Annotated in this window: 17 protein-coding genes and 1 riboswitch; all 17 genes read left to right on the forward strand. The window is 60.7% G+C overall.

Annotated elements, in window-relative coordinates:
• Nucleotides 1–73: 73 nt before the first annotated feature.
• The 17 genes from rpsB (at nt 74) to ACPV0M_RS02430 (ending at nt 16,454) form a co-directional block, all read left to right on the forward strand.
• Nucleotides 74–787 (forward strand): 30S ribosomal protein S2, encoded by a 714-nt coding sequence (gene rpsB / locus ACPV0M_RS02350; RefSeq protein WP_425621389.1) that lies wholly within the window; start codon nt 74–76, stop codon nt 785–787.
• Nucleotides 788–1,154: 367 nt separating this feature from the next.
• Nucleotides 1,155–1,715, forward strand: a complete 561-nt coding sequence (tsf, locus tag ACPV0M_RS02355) for a translation elongation factor Ts (RefSeq protein ID WP_425622242.1) — start codon at nt 1,155–1,157, stop codon at nt 1,713–1,715.
• A 157-nt stretch (nt 1,716–1,872) separates the two neighbouring features.
• A complete protein-coding gene (pyrH, locus tag ACPV0M_RS02360; RefSeq protein WP_425621390.1) occupies nt 1,873–2,598 on the forward strand; it encodes a UMP kinase in 726 nt (241 codons plus the stop codon).
• The gene (gene frr, locus ACPV0M_RS02365) at nt 2,598–3,152 is read left to right on the forward strand and encodes a ribosome recycling factor (RefSeq protein WP_425621391.1); all 555 of its coding nucleotides are present in this window, start codon (nt 2,598–2,600) and stop codon (nt 3,150–3,152) included. Before pyrH ends, frr begins: the two co-directional genes overlap by 1 nt.
• Nucleotides 3,152–3,358: a PASTA domain-containing protein gene (locus ACPV0M_RS02370; protein WP_425621392.1), complete on the forward strand. Its 207-nt coding sequence runs from the start codon at nt 3,152–3,154 to the stop codon at nt 3,356–3,358. Before frr ends, ACPV0M_RS02370 begins: the two co-directional genes overlap by 1 nt.
• Before the next feature lie 147 nt (nt 3,359–3,505).
• Nucleotides 3,506–4,270, forward strand: coding sequence for an isoprenyl transferase (locus tag ACPV0M_RS02375; RefSeq protein ID WP_425621393.1), 765 nt, complete (start codon nt 3,506–3,508; stop codon nt 4,268–4,270).
• On the forward strand, nt 4,270–5,058 hold the full coding sequence (locus ACPV0M_RS02380) for a phosphatidate cytidylyltransferase (protein ID WP_425621394.1): 789 nt from the start codon (nt 4,270–4,272) through the stop codon (nt 5,056–5,058). The genes ACPV0M_RS02375 and ACPV0M_RS02380 overlap by 1 nt, the downstream gene beginning before the upstream one ends.
• Nucleotides 5,055–6,131 carry a sporulation integral membrane protein YtvI gene (gene ytvI / locus ACPV0M_RS02385; protein ID WP_425621395.1) on the forward strand — a complete coding sequence of 359 codons (1,077 nt, stop codon included), beginning with the start codon at nt 5,055–5,057 and terminating at the stop codon, nt 6,129–6,131. The genes ACPV0M_RS02380 and ytvI overlap by 4 nt, the downstream gene beginning before the upstream one ends.
• Before the next feature lie 11 nt (nt 6,132–6,142).
• Nucleotides 6,143–7,306 (forward strand): 1-deoxy-D-xylulose-5-phosphate reductoisomerase, encoded by a 1,164-nt coding sequence (locus tag ACPV0M_RS02390; RefSeq protein WP_425621396.1) that lies wholly within the window; start codon nt 6,143–6,145, stop codon nt 7,304–7,306.
• Nucleotides 7,307–8,323, forward strand: a complete 1,017-nt coding sequence (rseP, locus tag ACPV0M_RS02395; RefSeq protein ID WP_425621397.1) for an RIP metalloprotease RseP — start codon at nt 7,307–7,309, stop codon at nt 8,321–8,323.
• Nucleotides 8,307–9,386 carry a flavodoxin-dependent (E)-4-hydroxy-3-methylbut-2-enyl-diphosphate synthase gene (ispG, locus tag ACPV0M_RS02400; protein WP_425621398.1) on the forward strand — a complete coding sequence of 360 codons (1,080 nt, stop codon included), beginning with the start codon at nt 8,307–8,309 and terminating at the stop codon, nt 9,384–9,386. Before rseP ends, ispG begins: the two co-directional genes overlap by 17 nt.
• A 15-nt stretch (nt 9,387–9,401) precedes the next feature.
• Complete coding sequence (locus ACPV0M_RS02405; RefSeq protein WP_425621399.1) at nt 9,402–11,099, forward strand: proline--tRNA ligase; 1,698 nt, start codon at nt 9,402–9,404, stop codon at nt 11,097–11,099.
• 163 nt (nt 11,100–11,262) lie between these two features.
• Nucleotides 11,263–12,534, forward strand: coding sequence for an NfeD family protein (locus ACPV0M_RS02410; RefSeq protein WP_425621400.1), 1,272 nt, complete (start codon nt 11,263–11,265; stop codon nt 12,532–12,534).
• 27 nt (nt 12,535–12,561) lie between these two features.
• Nucleotides 12,562–13,329, forward strand: a complete 768-nt coding sequence (locus tag ACPV0M_RS02415; RefSeq protein ID WP_425621401.1) for a slipin family protein — start codon at nt 12,562–12,564, stop codon at nt 13,327–13,329.
• Between the two features lie 63 nt (nt 13,330–13,392).
• Nucleotides 13,393–13,514: riboswitch (molybdenum cofactor riboswitch) on the forward strand.
• Between the two features lie 81 nt (nt 13,515–13,595).
• Nucleotides 13,596–14,570: a GTP 3',8-cyclase MoaA gene (gene moaA, locus ACPV0M_RS02420; protein ID WP_425621402.1), complete on the forward strand. Its 975-nt coding sequence runs from the start codon at nt 13,596–13,598 to the stop codon at nt 14,568–14,570.
• A 132-nt stretch (nt 14,571–14,702) separates the two neighbouring features.
• Nucleotides 14,703–15,791 (forward strand): bifunctional diaminohydroxyphosphoribosylaminopyrimidine deaminase/5-amino-6-(5-phosphoribosylamino)uracil reductase RibD, encoded by a 1,089-nt coding sequence (gene ribD, locus ACPV0M_RS02425; RefSeq protein ID WP_425621403.1) that lies wholly within the window; start codon nt 14,703–14,705, stop codon nt 15,789–15,791.
• A gap of 12 nt (nt 15,792–15,803) precedes the next feature.
• Nucleotides 15,804–16,454 (forward strand): riboflavin synthase, encoded by a 651-nt coding sequence (locus ACPV0M_RS02430; RefSeq protein ID WP_425621404.1) that lies wholly within the window; start codon nt 15,804–15,806, stop codon nt 16,452–16,454.
• Nucleotides 16,455–16,525: the final 71 nt, after the last annotated feature.

Below are 16,525 nucleotides of genomic sequence, written 5' to 3' on the forward strand. Positions count from 1 at the left end.
GGGGTGCCCTTACGGGTCTGCCTGGGGGATGAGGGCGGCGGAGGAACAAAACCATGCGGGAGGAGGTGTAAAAATGGCGATAGTCTCCATGAAACAGCTGCTCGAAGCGGGGGTGCATTTCGGCCACCAGACCCGGCGGTGGAACCCGAAGATGGCCCCTTATATTTTTACGGACCGCAACGGCATCTACATCATCGACCTGCAAAAGACCGTCAAGAAGATCGAAGAAGCGTACAACTTTATCAAAAGCCTGGCCATGGAAGGTAAGACCATCCTGTTCGTCGGGACCAAAAAGCAGGCGCAGGAGTCGGTCCGCGAAGAGGCCCAGCGTTGCGGCATGTTTTACGTCAACCAGCGCTGGCTGGGCGGAATGCTCACGAACTTCCAGACCATCAAGCGGCGCATCGACCGCCTGAAGGAACTAGAAAAGATGGAAGAGAGCGGCAGGTTCGCGCTATTTTCCAAGAAGGAAACCGCCGAGCTCATGCAAGAGAAGGCAAGGCTGGAGAAGTACCTGGGCGGTATCAAGAACATGACCTCGCTGCCCGCGGCGCTTTTCATCATCGATCCTCGCAAAGAGCGCATCGCGGTGGCCGAGGCGCGCAAGCTCGGCATCCCGATCGTGGCCATCGTGGATACGAACTGCGACCCTGACGAGATCGATTACGTCATTCCCGGCAACGATGACGCGATCAGGGCGGTAAGGCTTTTGACGGCCAAGATGGCCGACGCCGTGTTGGAAGGCCGGCAGGGAGAACAACTGACCGTCGAGGCACAAGCGCAGTAGTGGTGGTAGGGGCTGATAATAAGCCCCTACTTTTTATGGGGCTGTTGAAAAACTTCGCCTGCCCAGCACTCAATCCGATCACCGAACATCTTTTCATAACTGCAGTCTGTTCAATAAGCGTAGACTTTCACTTTGTAAAACCCCATTGAGTGCTGGGTCGTTTTTGAACAGCCCCTGGTTTTTCAACAGGCCCTTTATTCGGGACTTTTTGACAGCGCCCTTTATTTTCAATAGGTTACAGGACAAAATTTTAGGTTATAATGAAAGCTAGGAGATTTTACGGAAAAATATGGATAAATAGGAGGCTTTGTCGGTGGACGTATCCGCAAAAACAGTGAAGGAACTACGGGAGAGAACAGGCGCAGGCATGATGGACTGCAAGAAGGCCCTGGTCGAGACCGGCGGTGACATTGAGAAGGCTGTCGACTACCTGCGCGAGAAAGGCCTTGCCGCGGCGGCGAAGAAAGCCGGTCGCGTGGCCGCCCAGGGCTTGGTCGAAAGCTATATTCACGGCGGAGGCCGCATCGGCGTGCTGATCGAGGTGAACTGCGAGACCGATTTCGTGGCTAAGACTGAGCAGTTTAAAGCGCTGGCCCGGGACCTGGCCATGCAGGTGGCGGCGTCCAGACCCGAGTATGTGTCACGGGAGCAGGTGCCGCCCGAAGTTATTGAACACGAAAAGTCGATTCTCCGCGCTCAGGCCCTGAACGAGGGTAAACCCGAGAAGATCGTCGACAAGATGGTCGAGGGGCGCCTGGAGAAGTTTTATAAAGAAACCTGTCTCCTTGAACAGCCTTTCATCAAGAACCCGGATGTCGTTGTCGGGGACGTGATCAAGGAGGTCATCGCTACCCTGGGCGAAAACATCGTGGTCAATAGGTTTGCGCGTTTTGAAATCGGGGAGGGTGCCGCCAAAGAATCGTCGTAAGGCGTAGGCCGTTCGGGAATCGCGTTTGGTAACCGGCACCTGGATATTACAGAACACGCCGGCTTGCAAACCCGCCGTGGATTGGAACGCAAATGGGCTGGGAAGGACTTGCGGTCTGCTGAAGAGAAAATACGCCAAGACGAAACGGAGGCCCAGCATGATTGCACCCAGATACCGTCGTGTAATCTTGAAGTTGAGTGGCGAGGCGCTTGCCGGGTCCCAGGGATACGGTATAGATCCGGAAGTCGTCAACTTTATCGCATCCGAGATCAAAGACGTCGTTCAGCAGTTGCGGGTGGAGATGGCCATCGTGGTGGGCGGCGGCAACATCTGGCGCGGGGTGGCCGGCAGCGCCAAGGGCATGGACCGGGCCGCGGCCGACTATATGGGTATGCTGGCTACTGTGATCAACTCGCTAGCTTTGCAGGACGCTCTCGAAAAGGTCGGCGTCGACACCAGGGTCCAGGTGGCCATCGAGATGAGAGCCATCGCCGAGCCTTACATCCGCAGGCGGGCGATTCGGCACCTGGAAAAGGGGCGTGTCGTAATCTTTGCGGCAGGGACGGGGAATCCCTATTTTTCGACCGATACGACGGCTGCCTTGCGGGCGGCCGAGATTGAGGCCGAGGCCATCCTGATGGCCAAAAAGGTGGACGGCGTCTACGACGCCGATCCAATTGCAAATCCGTGCGCCAAAAGGTTTTCGCGCCTGGCCTACATCGAGATGCTCAACCTCGGCCTGAGGGTGATGGACGCCACGGCCGCTTCGCTGTGCATGGAAAATAAAATCCCCCTCATCGTTTTCAGTATTACGGAGGCCGGAAACATCAAACGGGCCATCCTGGGAATGGAGATAGGTACGTTTATAGGGAGTGAAAAATAATGCGGGAACTCATTCAGGCTACAGAAGGCAATATGCAGAAGACGATTGAAATCCTGAAGAAGGATTTTGCTTCGTTGCGAGCAGGCCGGGCTACGCCTGCCCTGCTCGATAAGATTGCTGTAGACTATTATGGAACGCCCACCCCCATAAACCAGCTTGCTTCGATTTCCGTTCCTGAACCGCGGCTTTTGATCATTCAGCCCTGGGATAAGTCGGCCATCGGGGCGATCGAGCGTGCGATCTTGAAGTCCGACCTCGGCATCACCCCGGCCAACGACGGCAACGTCATCCGCCTGACCGTTCCGCAACTGACCCAGGAGCGCAGGCAGGAGTTGGTCAAGCTCATCAAGAAACGCGCCGAGGAGGGGCGTGTCGCCGTCCGAAATCTCCGGCGGGATGTCCTGGAACAGCTTAAGGCCAAACAGAAGAACGGGGAGATATCGGAGGACGACCTGAAGCGCAGCCAGGACGAGGTCCAGAAACTAACCGACAGATATATCAAAGAGATCGATTCCTTGTTAGCCGCCAAGGAAAAGGAGATAATGGAAGTTTAATGAATGAGGCTCCCGACGTGCTCGGGTTCAAGCTGGAGGACGCGCTGCCCTTGCTGCAGGCGGCGGGGTTTCGTGTCATCATTGCGGAAACCGCTCCTCCGCGAGGGCCGGTGAAAGGCGGGTATCGAGTGGTGAAGGCCGTCTTTGGAGACAAGGATGTGGAGCTTATCGTTGCCAGGCAGGGATGGGATGAGCCGGAACAATAAAGTGGTTTGAGAGCTTTGGCACTCTTTTGTTTTAAGGGATTTTTCCCGCCTGGGGCGCATATCTTGGCCGCAGGAGACCGCTACGGGAATGGCAGCCTCCCACCTTCGGGGGGCTTTCTTATAGGAGAGTGTTGGAGGGCTGATAGGATGGGTAGCAAGGATGACAAGAGCGACACCCGCAAGGTAGCCCTTGACCTGGGTTTGGATCCGGACAAACTGCCGCGGCACGTGGCCGTCATTATGGACGGCAACGGGCGATGGGCACAGCAGAGAGGGCTTGAGCGTTCGGAGGGCCACCGGGCGGGAGCCGAGTCCCTGCGCGACATCGTTAGGTTCTGCGGCGAGATAGGCATTCCCTACCTTACGGCATACGCTTTTTCGACGGAAAATTGGAAGCGCCCCAAGGACGAAGTCGACGAATTGATGGGTCTTCTCGTCGATTACTTATACAATGAGGTGGAGGAACTCAACGCTAACGGGGTTAAGGTGCGGGGCATCGGCAGGATCGAGGGGCTGCCCGCCGCCGCCAGGATCGCCCTGGCCGCGGCCGAAAGCACAACGGCGGGTAACACGCGCCTGACGCTGCTCCTGGCTCTGAACTACGGGGGGCGGAGCGAGCTGGTGGATGCGGCTCGGGCTTTCGCCGCCGACGTCGCTGGCGGCAGGCGCAGAGCCGGGGAATTGACCGAAGAGGAGTTCGAGCATTACCTTTACACTCGCGGCATACCGGATCCCGACCTGTTGATCAGGCCGGGGGGCGATTACCGGATTTCGAACTTCCTCCTGTGGCAGCTCGCCTATACCGAATTCTGGATCACGCCCGTCCTGTGGCCGGATTTCCACCGCGAGCATTTTATCGTGGGACTGAAGGAGTACCAACGCCGTGAACGCAGGTATGGAGGCTTGGGCTAGTGTTTAGGACGAGGGTCTTGACAGCTGTCCTGGGCGCTCCGTTGGTTCTGGGCGCAGCCTGGCTGGGAGGAGTGCCGCTGCTGGCGGTTGTGGCCGTTCTCGCAGTTCTGGCAGCCGGAGAACTGGCCGGATTGGTCAGGAACCAGGGCCCGCACCGGGGCTTGGCCATCGCCGGAACATTGGCGCTGGTGGGAGCGGCCTACTTTTTGGAAGAAGCGTACCCGGGCCCGACGATTACCCTTGTCATCTTGCTGTTCCTGGTGATTTTCACCGCCGTTTATCCCAGGATCAGTCCTGCGTCGCTCTGCGCAACCCTGTTCGTGGCTCTCTACGCCGGTTTACTGGCTTACGCGTACCTGTTGAGGGTCCTGCCCGGAGGTCCGGGATTCCTGCTTCTGGCCCTGGCGGGGACCTGGGCTTTTGACACGTTGGGGTATATTGTCGGGGTCAGTGTAGGGCGGATTCGCATCACGCCGCACCTTAGCCCGAAAAAAAGTCTTGAAGGCTTGCTCGGCGGCTTGGCCGGGGCCGTGCTAGCGGCCTACGCCTTCGTCCTGATTACCGGCGCGGCGCCGCTCGGGCTCGTGTTGCTTCTGGGGCTGCTCACCGGGGTTGCGGCCCAGGCCGGCGACCTTATCGTTTCCGCGCTGAAACGCTTTGCCGGCGTCAAGGACGCCGGCAGCCTGCTTCCCGGGCACGGGGGCATCCTGGACCGCTTTGACAGCTTTATGCTGACTGCGCCTGTTGTTTACTACTTAGTCCAAATATTTGGAGTGACTTTACCATGAGTGACGTATCACCACGCGTAAAACGCCTTGTCTGGCATACCGGCGCTTTGCTGTTGGCATCGGCTGCGCTGGTGGTCCTTTATTTCGTGGGCCGCTTTTTGCTCCCGGTCTTGTTGCCTTTCCTGCTGGCGCTCCTGATCAGCCTTTTCATCGAACCGCTGGTCAGGGTGCTGGAGAGGCGCGCAAAGCTCCCCCGGGGGCTGGCTGTGCTGACGTCGATCTTTCTCATCATCGCCGTGGTTGGTTTCGCTGTCGCCCTGGGGACGGCACAGCTCGTCAACGAATTGATCATTCTTTCCCGCACGTCCGCCGACAGTATCCGCGCCCTGCAAGGCACGATCGAAAACCTGGTGGATAAAGTCGTCACGGTTTATGTCAACCTGCCCCCCGAGGCCGTCAGTTACATCGACCAGGCTATCAACGAAATCGGCCGGCTGCTCCAGACGGGCCTCAACACGGCGCTGAACGTCACTTTGGGCTTTTTCTCCGGGCTGCCGGGGGCTTTCTTTATCGCCCTAGTGACACTGCTGGCAACCTACTTCTTCAGCAGAGACCTGCGCGTCATCCGGGATTCCTGGGTCCGTTTATTGCCCGGGCACTACGGGGAAGGGACCATCGAGGTGGGGCGCGAGGCTTTCAAGGCTTTCCGAGCCTACCTGCGGGCCCAGCTCGTGCTGGTCAGTATCACCACCGTGGTCACCATTATCGGCCTGGCGGTTATCGGTTCGCCTTACGCCGTCAGCCTCGGTTTGCTGACCGGATTCTTCGATCTTATACCGGTGCTGGGTCCGAGCACCGTTTTCATTCCGTGGATCATCTACGTTCTCTTTACCGGTCCCCTGACCTTCGCCGTTAAGCTGGCTGTAGTTTACGCCATCGTTCTCGTCTTGCGGCAGCTCCTAGAAGCCAAGGTCATTGCCACCAGCCTGGGCGTCCACCCCCTGGCCGTTTTGGCCGGGATGTATATAGGACTTAAGGCTCTCGGGATCACCGGCCTGATCCTCGGGCCGGTGATCATCATCATTATCCAGGCCGCTGTAAAGGCGGGACTGACCTCAGTCAAAACAAGGTAGGATATAAGCTAATGAAGAGAAAGAAAAACATCAGCATCCTCGGCAGCACGGGGTCCATCGGGCGCCAGACCCTTGACGTGGCGGCGCGGTACCGGGAGGAATTGGAGGTTGTCGGGCTGGCCGCAGGACGGAACTGGCCGCTGCTCTTGGAACAGGCGCGGGAGTTCCGCCCCCGGGTCGTCGCGGTCAAAGACGCCGGCGACGCCGAGCGCATCAAGGGAGAGCTTCCGCCGGGCACGGAAGTCTTTTGGGGATCTGACGGCTTAAATGCGGTGGCCGCTGTTTCCGAGGCCGATTTCGTTGTGGCCGCCCTTACCGGCACCGTGGGTCTCGTCCCGGTGATGCGGGCTATCGAAGCGGGAAAACACATCGCTCTCGCCAACAAGGAAACGCTGGTCGCCGCCGGCGAGCTGGTCACCGAGGCTGTCAAACGGAAGGGCGTCAGGCTTTTGCCCGTGGACAGCGAGCATTCCGCGGTGTGGCAGTGTATCGAGGGCAGGGAAGACCAGGTAACCGCCGTCATCCTCACCGCTTCGGGGGGTCCGTTCCGGGGCACCGGTCTGGACAGGCTGTCCGGCGTTACGCCTGCGGAGGCTTTAAGACACCCCACCTGGCAAATGGGGGCGAAAATCACCATTGATTCAGCCACCTTGATGAACAAGGGCCTCGAGGTTATCGAAGCCAGGTGGCTGTTCGGCGTGGGTTATGATAACATCGAGGTAGTCATCCACCCCCAGAGCATCGTGCACGGGATGGTCGAATTACGGGACGGCACGGTCATCGCCTGTCTTTCGCAAACGGACATGCGGCTGCCCATCCAGTACGCCCTGACCTATCCGGAAAGAAAGCCGAGCGTCGTGAACCGGCTTAATTTCAGCGAATTGGGGCAGCTGACTTTCGAGGCGCCCGACACCCGGCGTTTTCCGTGCCTGGGTCTTGCCTATGACGCCGGCCGGACAGGCGGCACGATGCCCTGCGTGATGAACGCCGCCAACGAGGTGGCCGTGGAGGCTTTCCTCGGAGGAAACCTGGGTTTTTTGCGTATCCCGGAGGTTGTGACGAGGGTGATGGAAGCCCATGCCGCCGTCTCGGCGCCATCCCTTGAGGAGATCCTCGAGGCCGATCGCTGGGCCCGCGCGCGGGCCAGTCTCATTGTGACAGAGGTGGAACAATAAGTGACAACTTTTCTAGCAGCCGTATTTGTTTTCGGGCTCCTGATTTTCTTCCACGAACTGGGACACTTCCTTGCCGCCAAAAGCGCGGGCATCAAAGTCTTTGAGTTCGCCATCGGCTTTGGCCCCAGACTGGCCGCCGTCACCAGGGGCGAGACGACTTACTCCCTGCGGGCTTTCCCCCTGGGGGGCTTTGTGCGTTTTGCCGGCCTGGACCCCAAGGAAGAGGAGGTCGAGCAGGGCCGCAGCTTTAAGGATAAGTCGGTGCTGCAGCGCATCGGTGTGATCTTCGCCGGTCCCTTTATGAACTTCTTCCTGGCGGCCCTGTTGCTGCTCGCTGTTTTCATGGTGGAAGGAGTACCCATGCCCACCACCACAGTCCGGGATGTCGTGCCCAACCGCCCCGCGGCTGAGGCCGGCATCGTAAAGGGCGACCGCATCATCGCCGTCAACGGCCACCGCATCGACGAATGGAAGACCCTGGTGGCCCAGATCGACGCCAATGCGGGCAGGGAGATGACGATCACCGTTGAACGTAAGGGCGAGCGTTTCGACGTGCGCCTCATCCCCGAAGAGATGGAAGGGAAGGGCAAGATCGGTATTTACCCTACATTTGAAAACAGGCAGGTGGGCTTGATCCAAAGCGCCGTGGCCGGAGCCCAGTGGACCGGGCGGTTGCTCGTGATGATCGTGGGCTTTCTCGGTCAGATGATCTTTCAACAGGCTCCCGTCGATGTCGGGGGTCCGGTGCGGATAGTGTCGGAAATCGGGACGGTGGCCACGCAGGGCTTCATCGCCCTCTTGCAGATGGCCGCGTTCTTGAGTATCAACATCGGGCTTTTCAACCTCCTCCCGATTCCCGCCCTGGACGGCAGCAGGATCCTTTTCCTGCTCTGGGAGGGCCTGACCGGGAGGCCTATCAACCCCGAGAAAGAAAGCTTCATTCACCTTGTGGGCTTCGGCCTGTTGCTGGCGCTAATGGTGGTGGTGACTTATAAAGATATTGTTGAACTTTTCTAGGAGAAAGACGCGCCCCGTTTATATCGGGAACGTTCAGGTGGGCGGAGATGCTCCGGTTTCGGTCCAGTCGATGACCAACACCGACACGCGCGACGTTGAGGCCACCGTGGCGCAGATCCGGGAACTGGCCGGCGTGGGCTGTGAGATTGTGCGCCTGGCCGTGCCGGACCGCGAAGCGGCCGAGGCGCTCGCCGCCATACGGAAGAGGGTGTCGGTGCCGCTGGTGGCCGACATCCACTTCGATTACCGCCTGGCCCTCGCGGCGATCAAGGCCGGGGTCGACGGGCTGCGCATCAATCCGGGCAATATCGGCGGGCGCGCCAAGGTGAAGGCGGTGGTGGAGGCCGCGCGCGACCGCGGGATTCCCATCCGCATCGGGGTGAATGCGGGATCGCTGGACAAGCGTTTGCTGGAGAAGCACGGGCTGACGCCCGAGGCCATGGTCGCCAGCGCGCTCGAACATATCCGCATTCTTGAAGATCTTGATCACACGGCCATCAAGGTCTCGCTCAAGGCCAGCGACGTTTTGCTGATGGTGGAGGCCTACCGCCGGCTGGCGAGACAGGTGGACTACCCCTTCCACGTCGGGGTGACTGAAGCGGGCACCATGCGCGGAGGGTTGGTCAAGTCCGCCGTGGGTATCGGGATCTTGCTCGCGGAAGGGATCGGGGACACAATACGCGTATCGTTGACCGCCCCCCCGCGCCACGAGGTGTGGGCGGGCTACGAGATCCTGAAGACTCTCGGGCTGCGGCGCAGGGGCGTTGAGCTTGTTTCCTGCCCGACCTGCGGCCGGACCCAGATCGACGTCATCCGCATCGCCGCCGAGGTGGAGGACAGGCTCCAGGCGGTGACGAAACCGATCAAGGTGGCCGTGATGGGCTGTGTGGTCAACGGCCCGGGCGAGGCCAGGGAAGCCGACGTCGGTATCGCCGGCGGCAAAGGCGTCGGGCTTCTCTTCCGTAAAGGCGAGATCATCGGCACGGTGCCCGAAGACCGGATGATCGAGGCGCTGATGGCGGAAATCGAAAAGCTTGAGGATAAAGAGTCAAAGAGTTTGTAAGGAAGGTGATCAGCTTTGCGCGCGTCTGAATACTTCATTCCCACTTTACGCGAGACACCGGCCGAGGCCGAGATCGTCAGCCACCAGTTGTTGCTGCGGGCGGGCTTTATCCGAAAGGCGGCGGCCGGGGTGTACACCCTGCTGCCCCTGGCGCACAGGGTGATCAGCAAGATCATCGCCATCATCCGCGAGGAGATGGATGTCAAGGGCGGGCAGGAACTGCTCATGCCGATCATCCAGCCCGCGGAACTTTGGCTGCGCTCCGGCCGCTGGGACGTATACGGCCCTGAACTGATGCGGCTGAAGGATAGGCACGGGCGCGACTTCGCCCTGGGCCCCACGCACGAAGAGCTGATCACCGAACTGGTGAACAACGATATCAGGTCATACAAGCAGCTGCCCCTTCTTCTTTACCAGATCCAGAACAAGTACCGCGACGAGCGGAGGCCCCGTTTCGGGCTGATGCGCGGGCGCGAGTTCATCATGAAGGACCTGTATTCCTTCGACCGCGACGAGGAAGGTCTCGACGTCAGCTACCGCAAGATGTATGACGCCTACAGCAGGGTGTTCAAGCGCTGCGGCCTCGTCTTTCGCCCGGTGCTGGCGGATTCCGGGGCCATAGGCGGGGGCTACAGCCACGAGTTTATGGTCCTGGCGGCTTCCGGTGAAGCGACCGTTATTTACTGCCCCAACGAGGAATGCGGTTACGCCGCCAACGACGAGAAAGCCGTCAGCCAATTCGAGGCCGTCGATTACGGGCCTCCCCAAGCGATGGAGGAGGTTGCCACCCCCGGAGCCCGTACAGTGGCGGAGGTCGCGGCGTTCCTCGGGGTGGACTCCGGGCAGGTGCTCAAGACCCTGTTCTACGAAACTGACAGGGACCTTGTGGCCGCCGTCGTGCGCGGCAACCGCGAGGTTAACGAAATCAAGCTGCTGAACGCGGTAGGCGCCATCCGTCTGGAACTGGCCGGCCCGGAGATCATCGAGAGGGTCACCGGCGCTCCCGTCGGGTTCAGCGGCCCGGTGGGCTTAAAGGACGTCACCATTGTGGTTGATGAAGAGGTCACCCGCGGGAGCAACTTCGTGACCGGGGCCAACAAGGCGGATACCCATTTGATCAACGTTAATCCCGGAAGGGACTTCACCCCGCACCTGGTTACCGACCTGCGCCTCGTGGGGGCCGGAGAGGTCTGCATCAACTGCGGGGCCGGGCTGGAATCGGCCAGGGGTATTGAAGTGGGCCAGGTCTTCAAACTCGGGGACAAGTACTCCAAGGTTATGAACGCCACCTTTCTGGACGAGGACGGCCAGGAAAGGCATTTCGTGATGGGCTGTTACGGCATCGGCGTGACGCGCACCATGGCGGCGGCTGTGGAACAGAACTACGACGAAGACGGCATCATCTGGCCTGCGGCCATCGCCCCCTTTCACGTCGTCGTCGTGCCCGTCAACGTCAAGGAAAAGGCGCAACTGGAACTGGCGGAAAGGATCTACAAGGACCTGTGGGCCGCCGGGATAGAGGCCTTGCTCGACGACAGGAGCGAGCGGCCGGGCGTCAAGTTTAAGGACGCCGACCTCGTCGGGTATCCTGTGAGGATAACGGTCGGCAAGACGGCGGTTTGGGGGCGCGTGGAGGTAATGAAGAGGGCGACGAGGGAGACCGTAATCGTCGCCGAGGCCGAGGTGACGGAAACGGTGCGCTCGCTGTTATAGTGTATTGCGCGACCCGTTGTGCGGCTGTTTTTTCTTTCTGGAATTACAGGCAGAGGTTGGACGGTGAATAAAATAGTATAATAAGGTTATGAAAGTACTCAGGTTCTTCCTTACAGAGCATGTTTCAGGCACGGGTGCCGCACGGTTCCGGGCTGCGCTGTTGTTGGCGCTGCTTCTGACCGCGGCTGTCGCCGTTTGTGCGGGCCACGCCCGTAACGCGGACAGAGTCATGGTCCTCACCGTCGACGGCCCCATTGTGCCCGTCGTCGAGCGCTACCTTGACCGCGGCATCCAAGCCGCCGAGAATGGCGGTTACCAGGCGTGCGTCATCGAAATGAATACGCCGGGCGGATTGTATGAAACCACTCAGGACATCGTGCAGCGCATCCTTGGCGCGCGTGTTCCCGTAGTGGTTTATGTTTCTCCGGCGGGCGGCTGGGCGGCCTCGGCGGGGACCTTCATCATCCTGTCGGGCCACGTCGCGGCTATGGCGCCGGGGAGCCGGATGGGGGCCGCCCATCCGGTCGGCGGGCAGGGCGAAGAAATTCAAGGCGCTCCGGGGGAAAAGATAAGGGAAGACGCGGCGGCCTGGGCCCGCAGCCTGGCCGAGCTGAGAGGCAGAAACCCGGCCCGGGCCGAGGCGGCGGTGCTCCAGAGCAAGTCTTATACCGATGCGGAGGCGCTCAAGGCCAACCTTGTTGACTATCGGGCCAGGGACCTCGAGGCTCTGCTGCGGGCGATGGACGGGCGGGAGGTAAAGCTGGCGGACGGGCAGGTTCAGGTCCTGCGCACGGCCGCAGCCGCCGTCGAGCGCAGGGAGGCCGGGACGGTCGAGCGTATCCTGCTAACCGTGTCCGACCCGAATATCGCCTACCTGCTGCTTTCACTGGGCATGCTGGGGATACTGGTGGAAATATTCAACCCGGGCATACTTTTCCCCGGCATCGTCGGCGTCATCTCATTGTTCTTTGCGCTCTATGCCCTGGGCACGCTGGAAGCTTCCTGGAGCGGCATCATTCTGATTATTCTCGCCTTTGCTTTCTTTGCCGCGGAGCTGTTCGTCGCTTCTTACGGGCTGCTCACCGTGGCCGGCATAGGCAGTCTGATCACGGGATCGCTGCTGCTGTTTTCCGAATCGTCCCCCCTGCCAGGCATCAACTGGAGCCTGATAGCCGGGGTGGTCGTGAGCTTTACGGCCTTTTTCGCCTTCGCTCTGCGAGCGGTCGTCAAAGCCCAAAAGAAACCGGCTGAAACCGGGCTTGAGGGGTTGCACAAGGCCACCGGCGTCGTTCTGACCCCTCTCAACCCCAGAGGTGAAATCCTGCTGGAGGGGGAACGCTGGCAGGCCGTCAGTGAGGACGGCTCGATCGACCGCGGGGAGGAAGTCAGGGTCGAGCGTATCGAAGGCCTCAGGGCTTATGTTAAAAGAAAATAGCTTTTAAAATGACTGGAGGGGATAAATATGGAGTTTCTTTTCTTCTGGGGAGTCGTTTTTGTCATCGGCTTCATCCTCGTATCGTCCGCCGTGCGCATCGTGCAGGAATACGAGCGCGGTGTGATCTTCCGCCTCGGACGGTTTGTCGGGGCGCGGGGACCCGGCCTCTTCTTCATCATCCCGATCATCGAACGGATGCAGAAGGTCGACCTGCGGGTGATAACGATGGATGTTCCCACCCAGGAGGCCATCACCCGTGACAACGTCACCGTGAAGGTCAACGCGATCATCTACTTCCGGGTGGTTGACCCGGGGAAGGCGGTGCTGAAGGTCCTCGACCACATCCGCGCCACCTCGCAGCTGGCCCAGACGACGCTGCGCAGCGTCCTCGGACAGTCGGAACTGGACGAACTGCTGGCGCACCGCGAGCAGATCAACCAGCGCCTGCAGAAGATCATCGACGAGGGCACCGAGCCCTGGGGCGTCAAAGTGACCCTTGTCGAGATCCGCGACCTCGAACTGCCGCAGTCTCTGCAGCGGGCGATGGCCGCCCAGGCGGCGGCCGAGCGCGAACGCCGGGCCAAGATCATCCATGCCGAGGGTGAGCTCCAGGCCTCCGAAAAACTGGCGGCGGCGGCGCAGATCATGGCCGCGCAACCCGCAGCCCTGCAGCTTCGGTACCTGCAGACGCTTACCGAAATAGCTTCTGACAAGTCGAACACGATTGTATTCCCGATCGAGATCGTAAGAGGGCTGCTGGAGAAGATGCCTGCGCCGTCCGCAAAGGAAGTGTGAGGTAAGAGGTTTATAGGCAGGAGAACGTAAAGGCGGCCACGAAGTATAACCGTACAGACATTAATGTGTCTTCACCTCCGAGCCTGGCGCCCTAAGGCGCGGTCAGCGTACGGATGCCAGGCCGTCAGGGCGGGTCGGGAAACCGGTGCGCCTCCCATTTGGAAAGGATGGTGGGGCTGGCTTAAGCGGCTGACTGCCGGGCTTTCCGAAGGGAAGCCCGTTTTTTGCTTTGGTTTTGTTTTCGGTAGGAGAGGGGAGAGGATGGCGTGTACGACCGCTTCCAGAGACAGATCACCTACCTTCGGATTTCGGTTACCGAGCGCTGCAACATGCGCTGCTTTTACTGCCGACCGGATCAAGGGGGAGCCGGCGCGGAGGGCGGCTTGTCCATAGATGACGTCGTGCGTGTGGTCCGGGCGGGGACGGGCGTGGGGATCAGGAAGCTGCGCCTGACCGGCGGCGAGCCGCTCGTACGGACGGACATCGTCGAACTCACGGGGACGCTTGCCGCCCTGCCGGGTATTGACGACATCGCCATAACGACCAACGGCTTCCTCCTTAAACGCTACGCCAAACCCCTCAAGGACGCGGGGCTGAAACGCGTCAACGTCAGCCTGGACAGCATGCGCCCCGGGCGCTTGCGCGAGATCACCCGGACCGACGCCTGGCAGGAGGTTATGGACGGGATCGAGGCGGCCCTCGAGGCCGGCCTGGAGCCGGTAAAGCTGAACACCGTGGTGATGCGGGGGATCAACGACGACGAAATCTACGACTTTGCCCGCCTGGCCTTCGAGCGGCCCCTGCACGTCCGCTTCATCGAGCTGATGCCGATCGGCACCGGGAGCGACTGGGCGGAAAAGCTCTTCATCTCCGCTGACGAGTTGCGGGACAGGCTTCTTGCAGCGTTCGGACAGTTCGAGCCGGTGGGTTCCGTGGGGGGGAGCGGGCCGGCCAGGTACTGGCGGCTGCCGGGAGGGCGCGGCACCGTCGGGTTTATCGCGCCTTTGAGCGGCTACTTTTGTTCGGCCTGCAACCGGCTGCGGCTCACGGCCGCCGGAAAGCTGCGTCCCTGTCTCTGCCAGGGCGACGAGATCGACATCAAGCCGCTGCTTGCCGCCGGGGCCGCCGATGACGAACTGAAAGCGGCGATAGTGCGGGCGATCGAAGCCAAGCCCGAAGGCAACAGCGAGAACGGAATCATCCCGGTCAGGGACAAATTGATGTCCCAAATCGGGGGATAATATTGGTAATCGGTAGTCTGTAGTCGGTAGCGTGCGCGCTTGACACGTTTTGCACGCGAGCCTATAATCGTACTGAACTTCGTAAATTGCCGGCAAGGGTCGGCATTTTCTTTATCGGTGGGTGACGTCTGCATGGACGAAGCATACATGCGTCTGGCGTTGGAACTCGCCGCCCAGGCCAGGGGCCGGACGAGCCCCAACCCCCTGGTCGGGGCCGTCCTGGTCCGGGACGGGGCGATTATCGGCAAGGGCTACCATACCCGCGCCGGCATGCCGCACGCCGAGATCGAAGCGCTACGCGACGCGGGCGGGGAGGCCCGGGGCGCAACACTTTATGTAACCCTGGAGCCGTGCTGTCATACCGGCCGCACGGGGCCCTGCACCGAGGCCGTTGTGGCCGCCGGCGTGAAGCGGGTGGTCGCGGCCATGCGCGACCCCAACCCGCTGGTTAGCGGCCGCGGGCTCGCCAGGTTGAGGGAAGCCGGGGTCGAAGTAAGGGAAGGGGTCCTTGAAGAAGAGGCCCGCCGGCTCAACGAGTTCTTTATCAAGTACATTACCACCCGCACCCCCTTTGTCACCTTGAAGACGGCCATGAGCCTGGACGGCAAAATCGCGACGCGGACGGGTGATTCCCGCTGGGTTACCGGTGAAGAATCACGCCGTTACGTGCACGAACTGCGCGACATCTATGACGCCATCCTGGTGGGGGTCGGAACGGTTCTCAAGGACGACCCCTCGCTGACGACGCGCCTGCCTGAAGGGGGCCGCGACCCGGTGCGCGTTATTCTTGACAGCCGGGGGCGGACGCCTGCCGGGGCGAGGGTGCTCAAGCAGGAAAGCGGGGCGGCGACCGTCATCGCCGTAACCGGAGCGGCGCCGGAGGAAAACGTTGCGGCGCTGGCGGAGGCGGGGGCGCAAATACTGGTCTGCGGGCCGGGACCGCTGGTGGATTTGCAGACGCTCCTGCGCGCGCTGGCGGAGCGGGAATTGACCAGTGTCCTGGTCGAGGGCGGGTCCAGGGTAAACGCTTCTTTTTTGGCGGCGGGCCTGGTGGACAAGGTCGTCTGGTTTATCGCCCCCAAGATTGTGGCCGGCGAGACGGCGCCGGGGCCGGTCGGCGGCGAGGGCATCGCGCGGATGGCGGAAGCGTTGGAACTGCAAGACATCACTGTGCGCCGGTTCGCGCACGATCTTTGCCTGGAAGGATATCTGAAGCGTTAAGGGGAAGGAAACATGTTCACCGGCATTATCGAGGAACTTGGAACGCTCCAGCGTACTGAACGGGGAGCCGTCTCCGCCAAACTGCATATCGAGGCCCGGCGCGTCCTTGAGGATGTCCGTCTTGGGGACAGCATCGCCGTCAACGGCGTGTGTCTAACGGTTGTCGATTTCTCCCGGCAACAGTTTTCCGTGGACGTCATGGCCGAGACCCTGGCCAAGACCAACCTCGGCGGCCTGCGGCCGGGAGACCGCGTGAACCTGGAACGGGCGATGCGCCTGGGCGACCGCCTGGGAGGACACCTGGTTTCCGGGCACATCGACGGGGTCGGGACCATCGTGGGGCGCGAGCCTTACGGCATCGCCGTTGTTTTCACCGTCAAGGCTCCGCCGGAGGTGATGTGCTACGTCGTCAAAAAGGGGTCCGTTGCTGTCGACGGCATCAGCCTTACCGTCGTTGATCACGAGCCGGACAGTTTTCGCGTGTCGATCATCCCCCACACCGCCCGGTTAACCACCCTGGGTTTTAAAAAGGTCGGGGACAGCGTCAATCTGGAGTCCGACATGATCGCCAAATACGTGGAACGGATGATGTCGCGTGACCGGGAAGAGGATAAGAAAGAGGGGCTTTCGAGCGACTTTCTCGCCCGGCACGGTTTTCTATAATAAGTTTGAGTAAGTTGCCCTTTGGAGAGAGGAGGGTGTTTTAGTGAGGTTCAACACCATTGAAGAAGCTA

It is taken from the genome of Desulfosceptrum tomskiensis, assembly GCF_049818055.1.
Lineage (GTDB): Bacteria > Bacillota > Desulfotomaculia > Desulfotomaculales > JASEER01 > JBFLVT01.

Bases quoted from the DNA above. Each gene is read 5' to 3' on its own strand.
- pyrH (WP_425621390.1), top strand. From the start codon at position 1,873: ATGATTGCACCCAGATACCGTCGTGTAATCTTGAAGTTGAGTGGCGAG.
- frr (WP_425621391.1), top strand. From the start codon at position 2,598: ATGCGGGAACTCATTCAGGCTACAGAAGGCAATATGCAGAAGACGATT.
- rpsB (WP_425621389.1), top strand. From the start codon at position 74: ATGGCGATAGTCTCCATGAAACAGCTGCTCGAAGCGGGGGTGCATTTC.
- ACPV0M_RS02370 (WP_425621392.1), top strand. From the start codon at position 3,152: ATGAATGAGGCTCCCGACGTGCTCGGGTTCAAGCTGGAGGACGCGCTG.
- ACPV0M_RS02415 (WP_425621401.1), top strand. From the start codon at position 12,562: ATGGAGTTTCTTTTCTTCTGGGGAGTCGTTTTTGTCATCGGCTTCATC.
- ACPV0M_RS02375 (WP_425621393.1), top strand. From the start codon at position 3,506: ATGGGTAGCAAGGATGACAAGAGCGACACCCGCAAGGTAGCCCTTGAC.
- ACPV0M_RS02390 (WP_425621396.1), top strand. From the start codon at position 6,143: ATGAAGAGAAAGAAAAACATCAGCATCCTCGGCAGCACGGGGTCCATC.
- tsf (WP_425622242.1), top strand. From the start codon at position 1,155: ATGATGGACTGCAAGAAGGCCCTGGTCGAGACCGGCGGTGACATTGAG.
- ACPV0M_RS02430 (WP_425621404.1), top strand. From the start codon at position 15,804: ATGTTCACCGGCATTATCGAGGAACTTGGAACGCTCCAGCGTACTGAA.
- ribD (WP_425621403.1), top strand. From the start codon at position 14,703: ATGGACGAAGCATACATGCGTCTGGCGTTGGAACTCGCCGCCCAGGCC.
- ytvI (WP_425621395.1), top strand. From the start codon at position 5,055: ATGAGTGACGTATCACCACGCGTAAAACGCCTTGTCTGGCATACCGGC.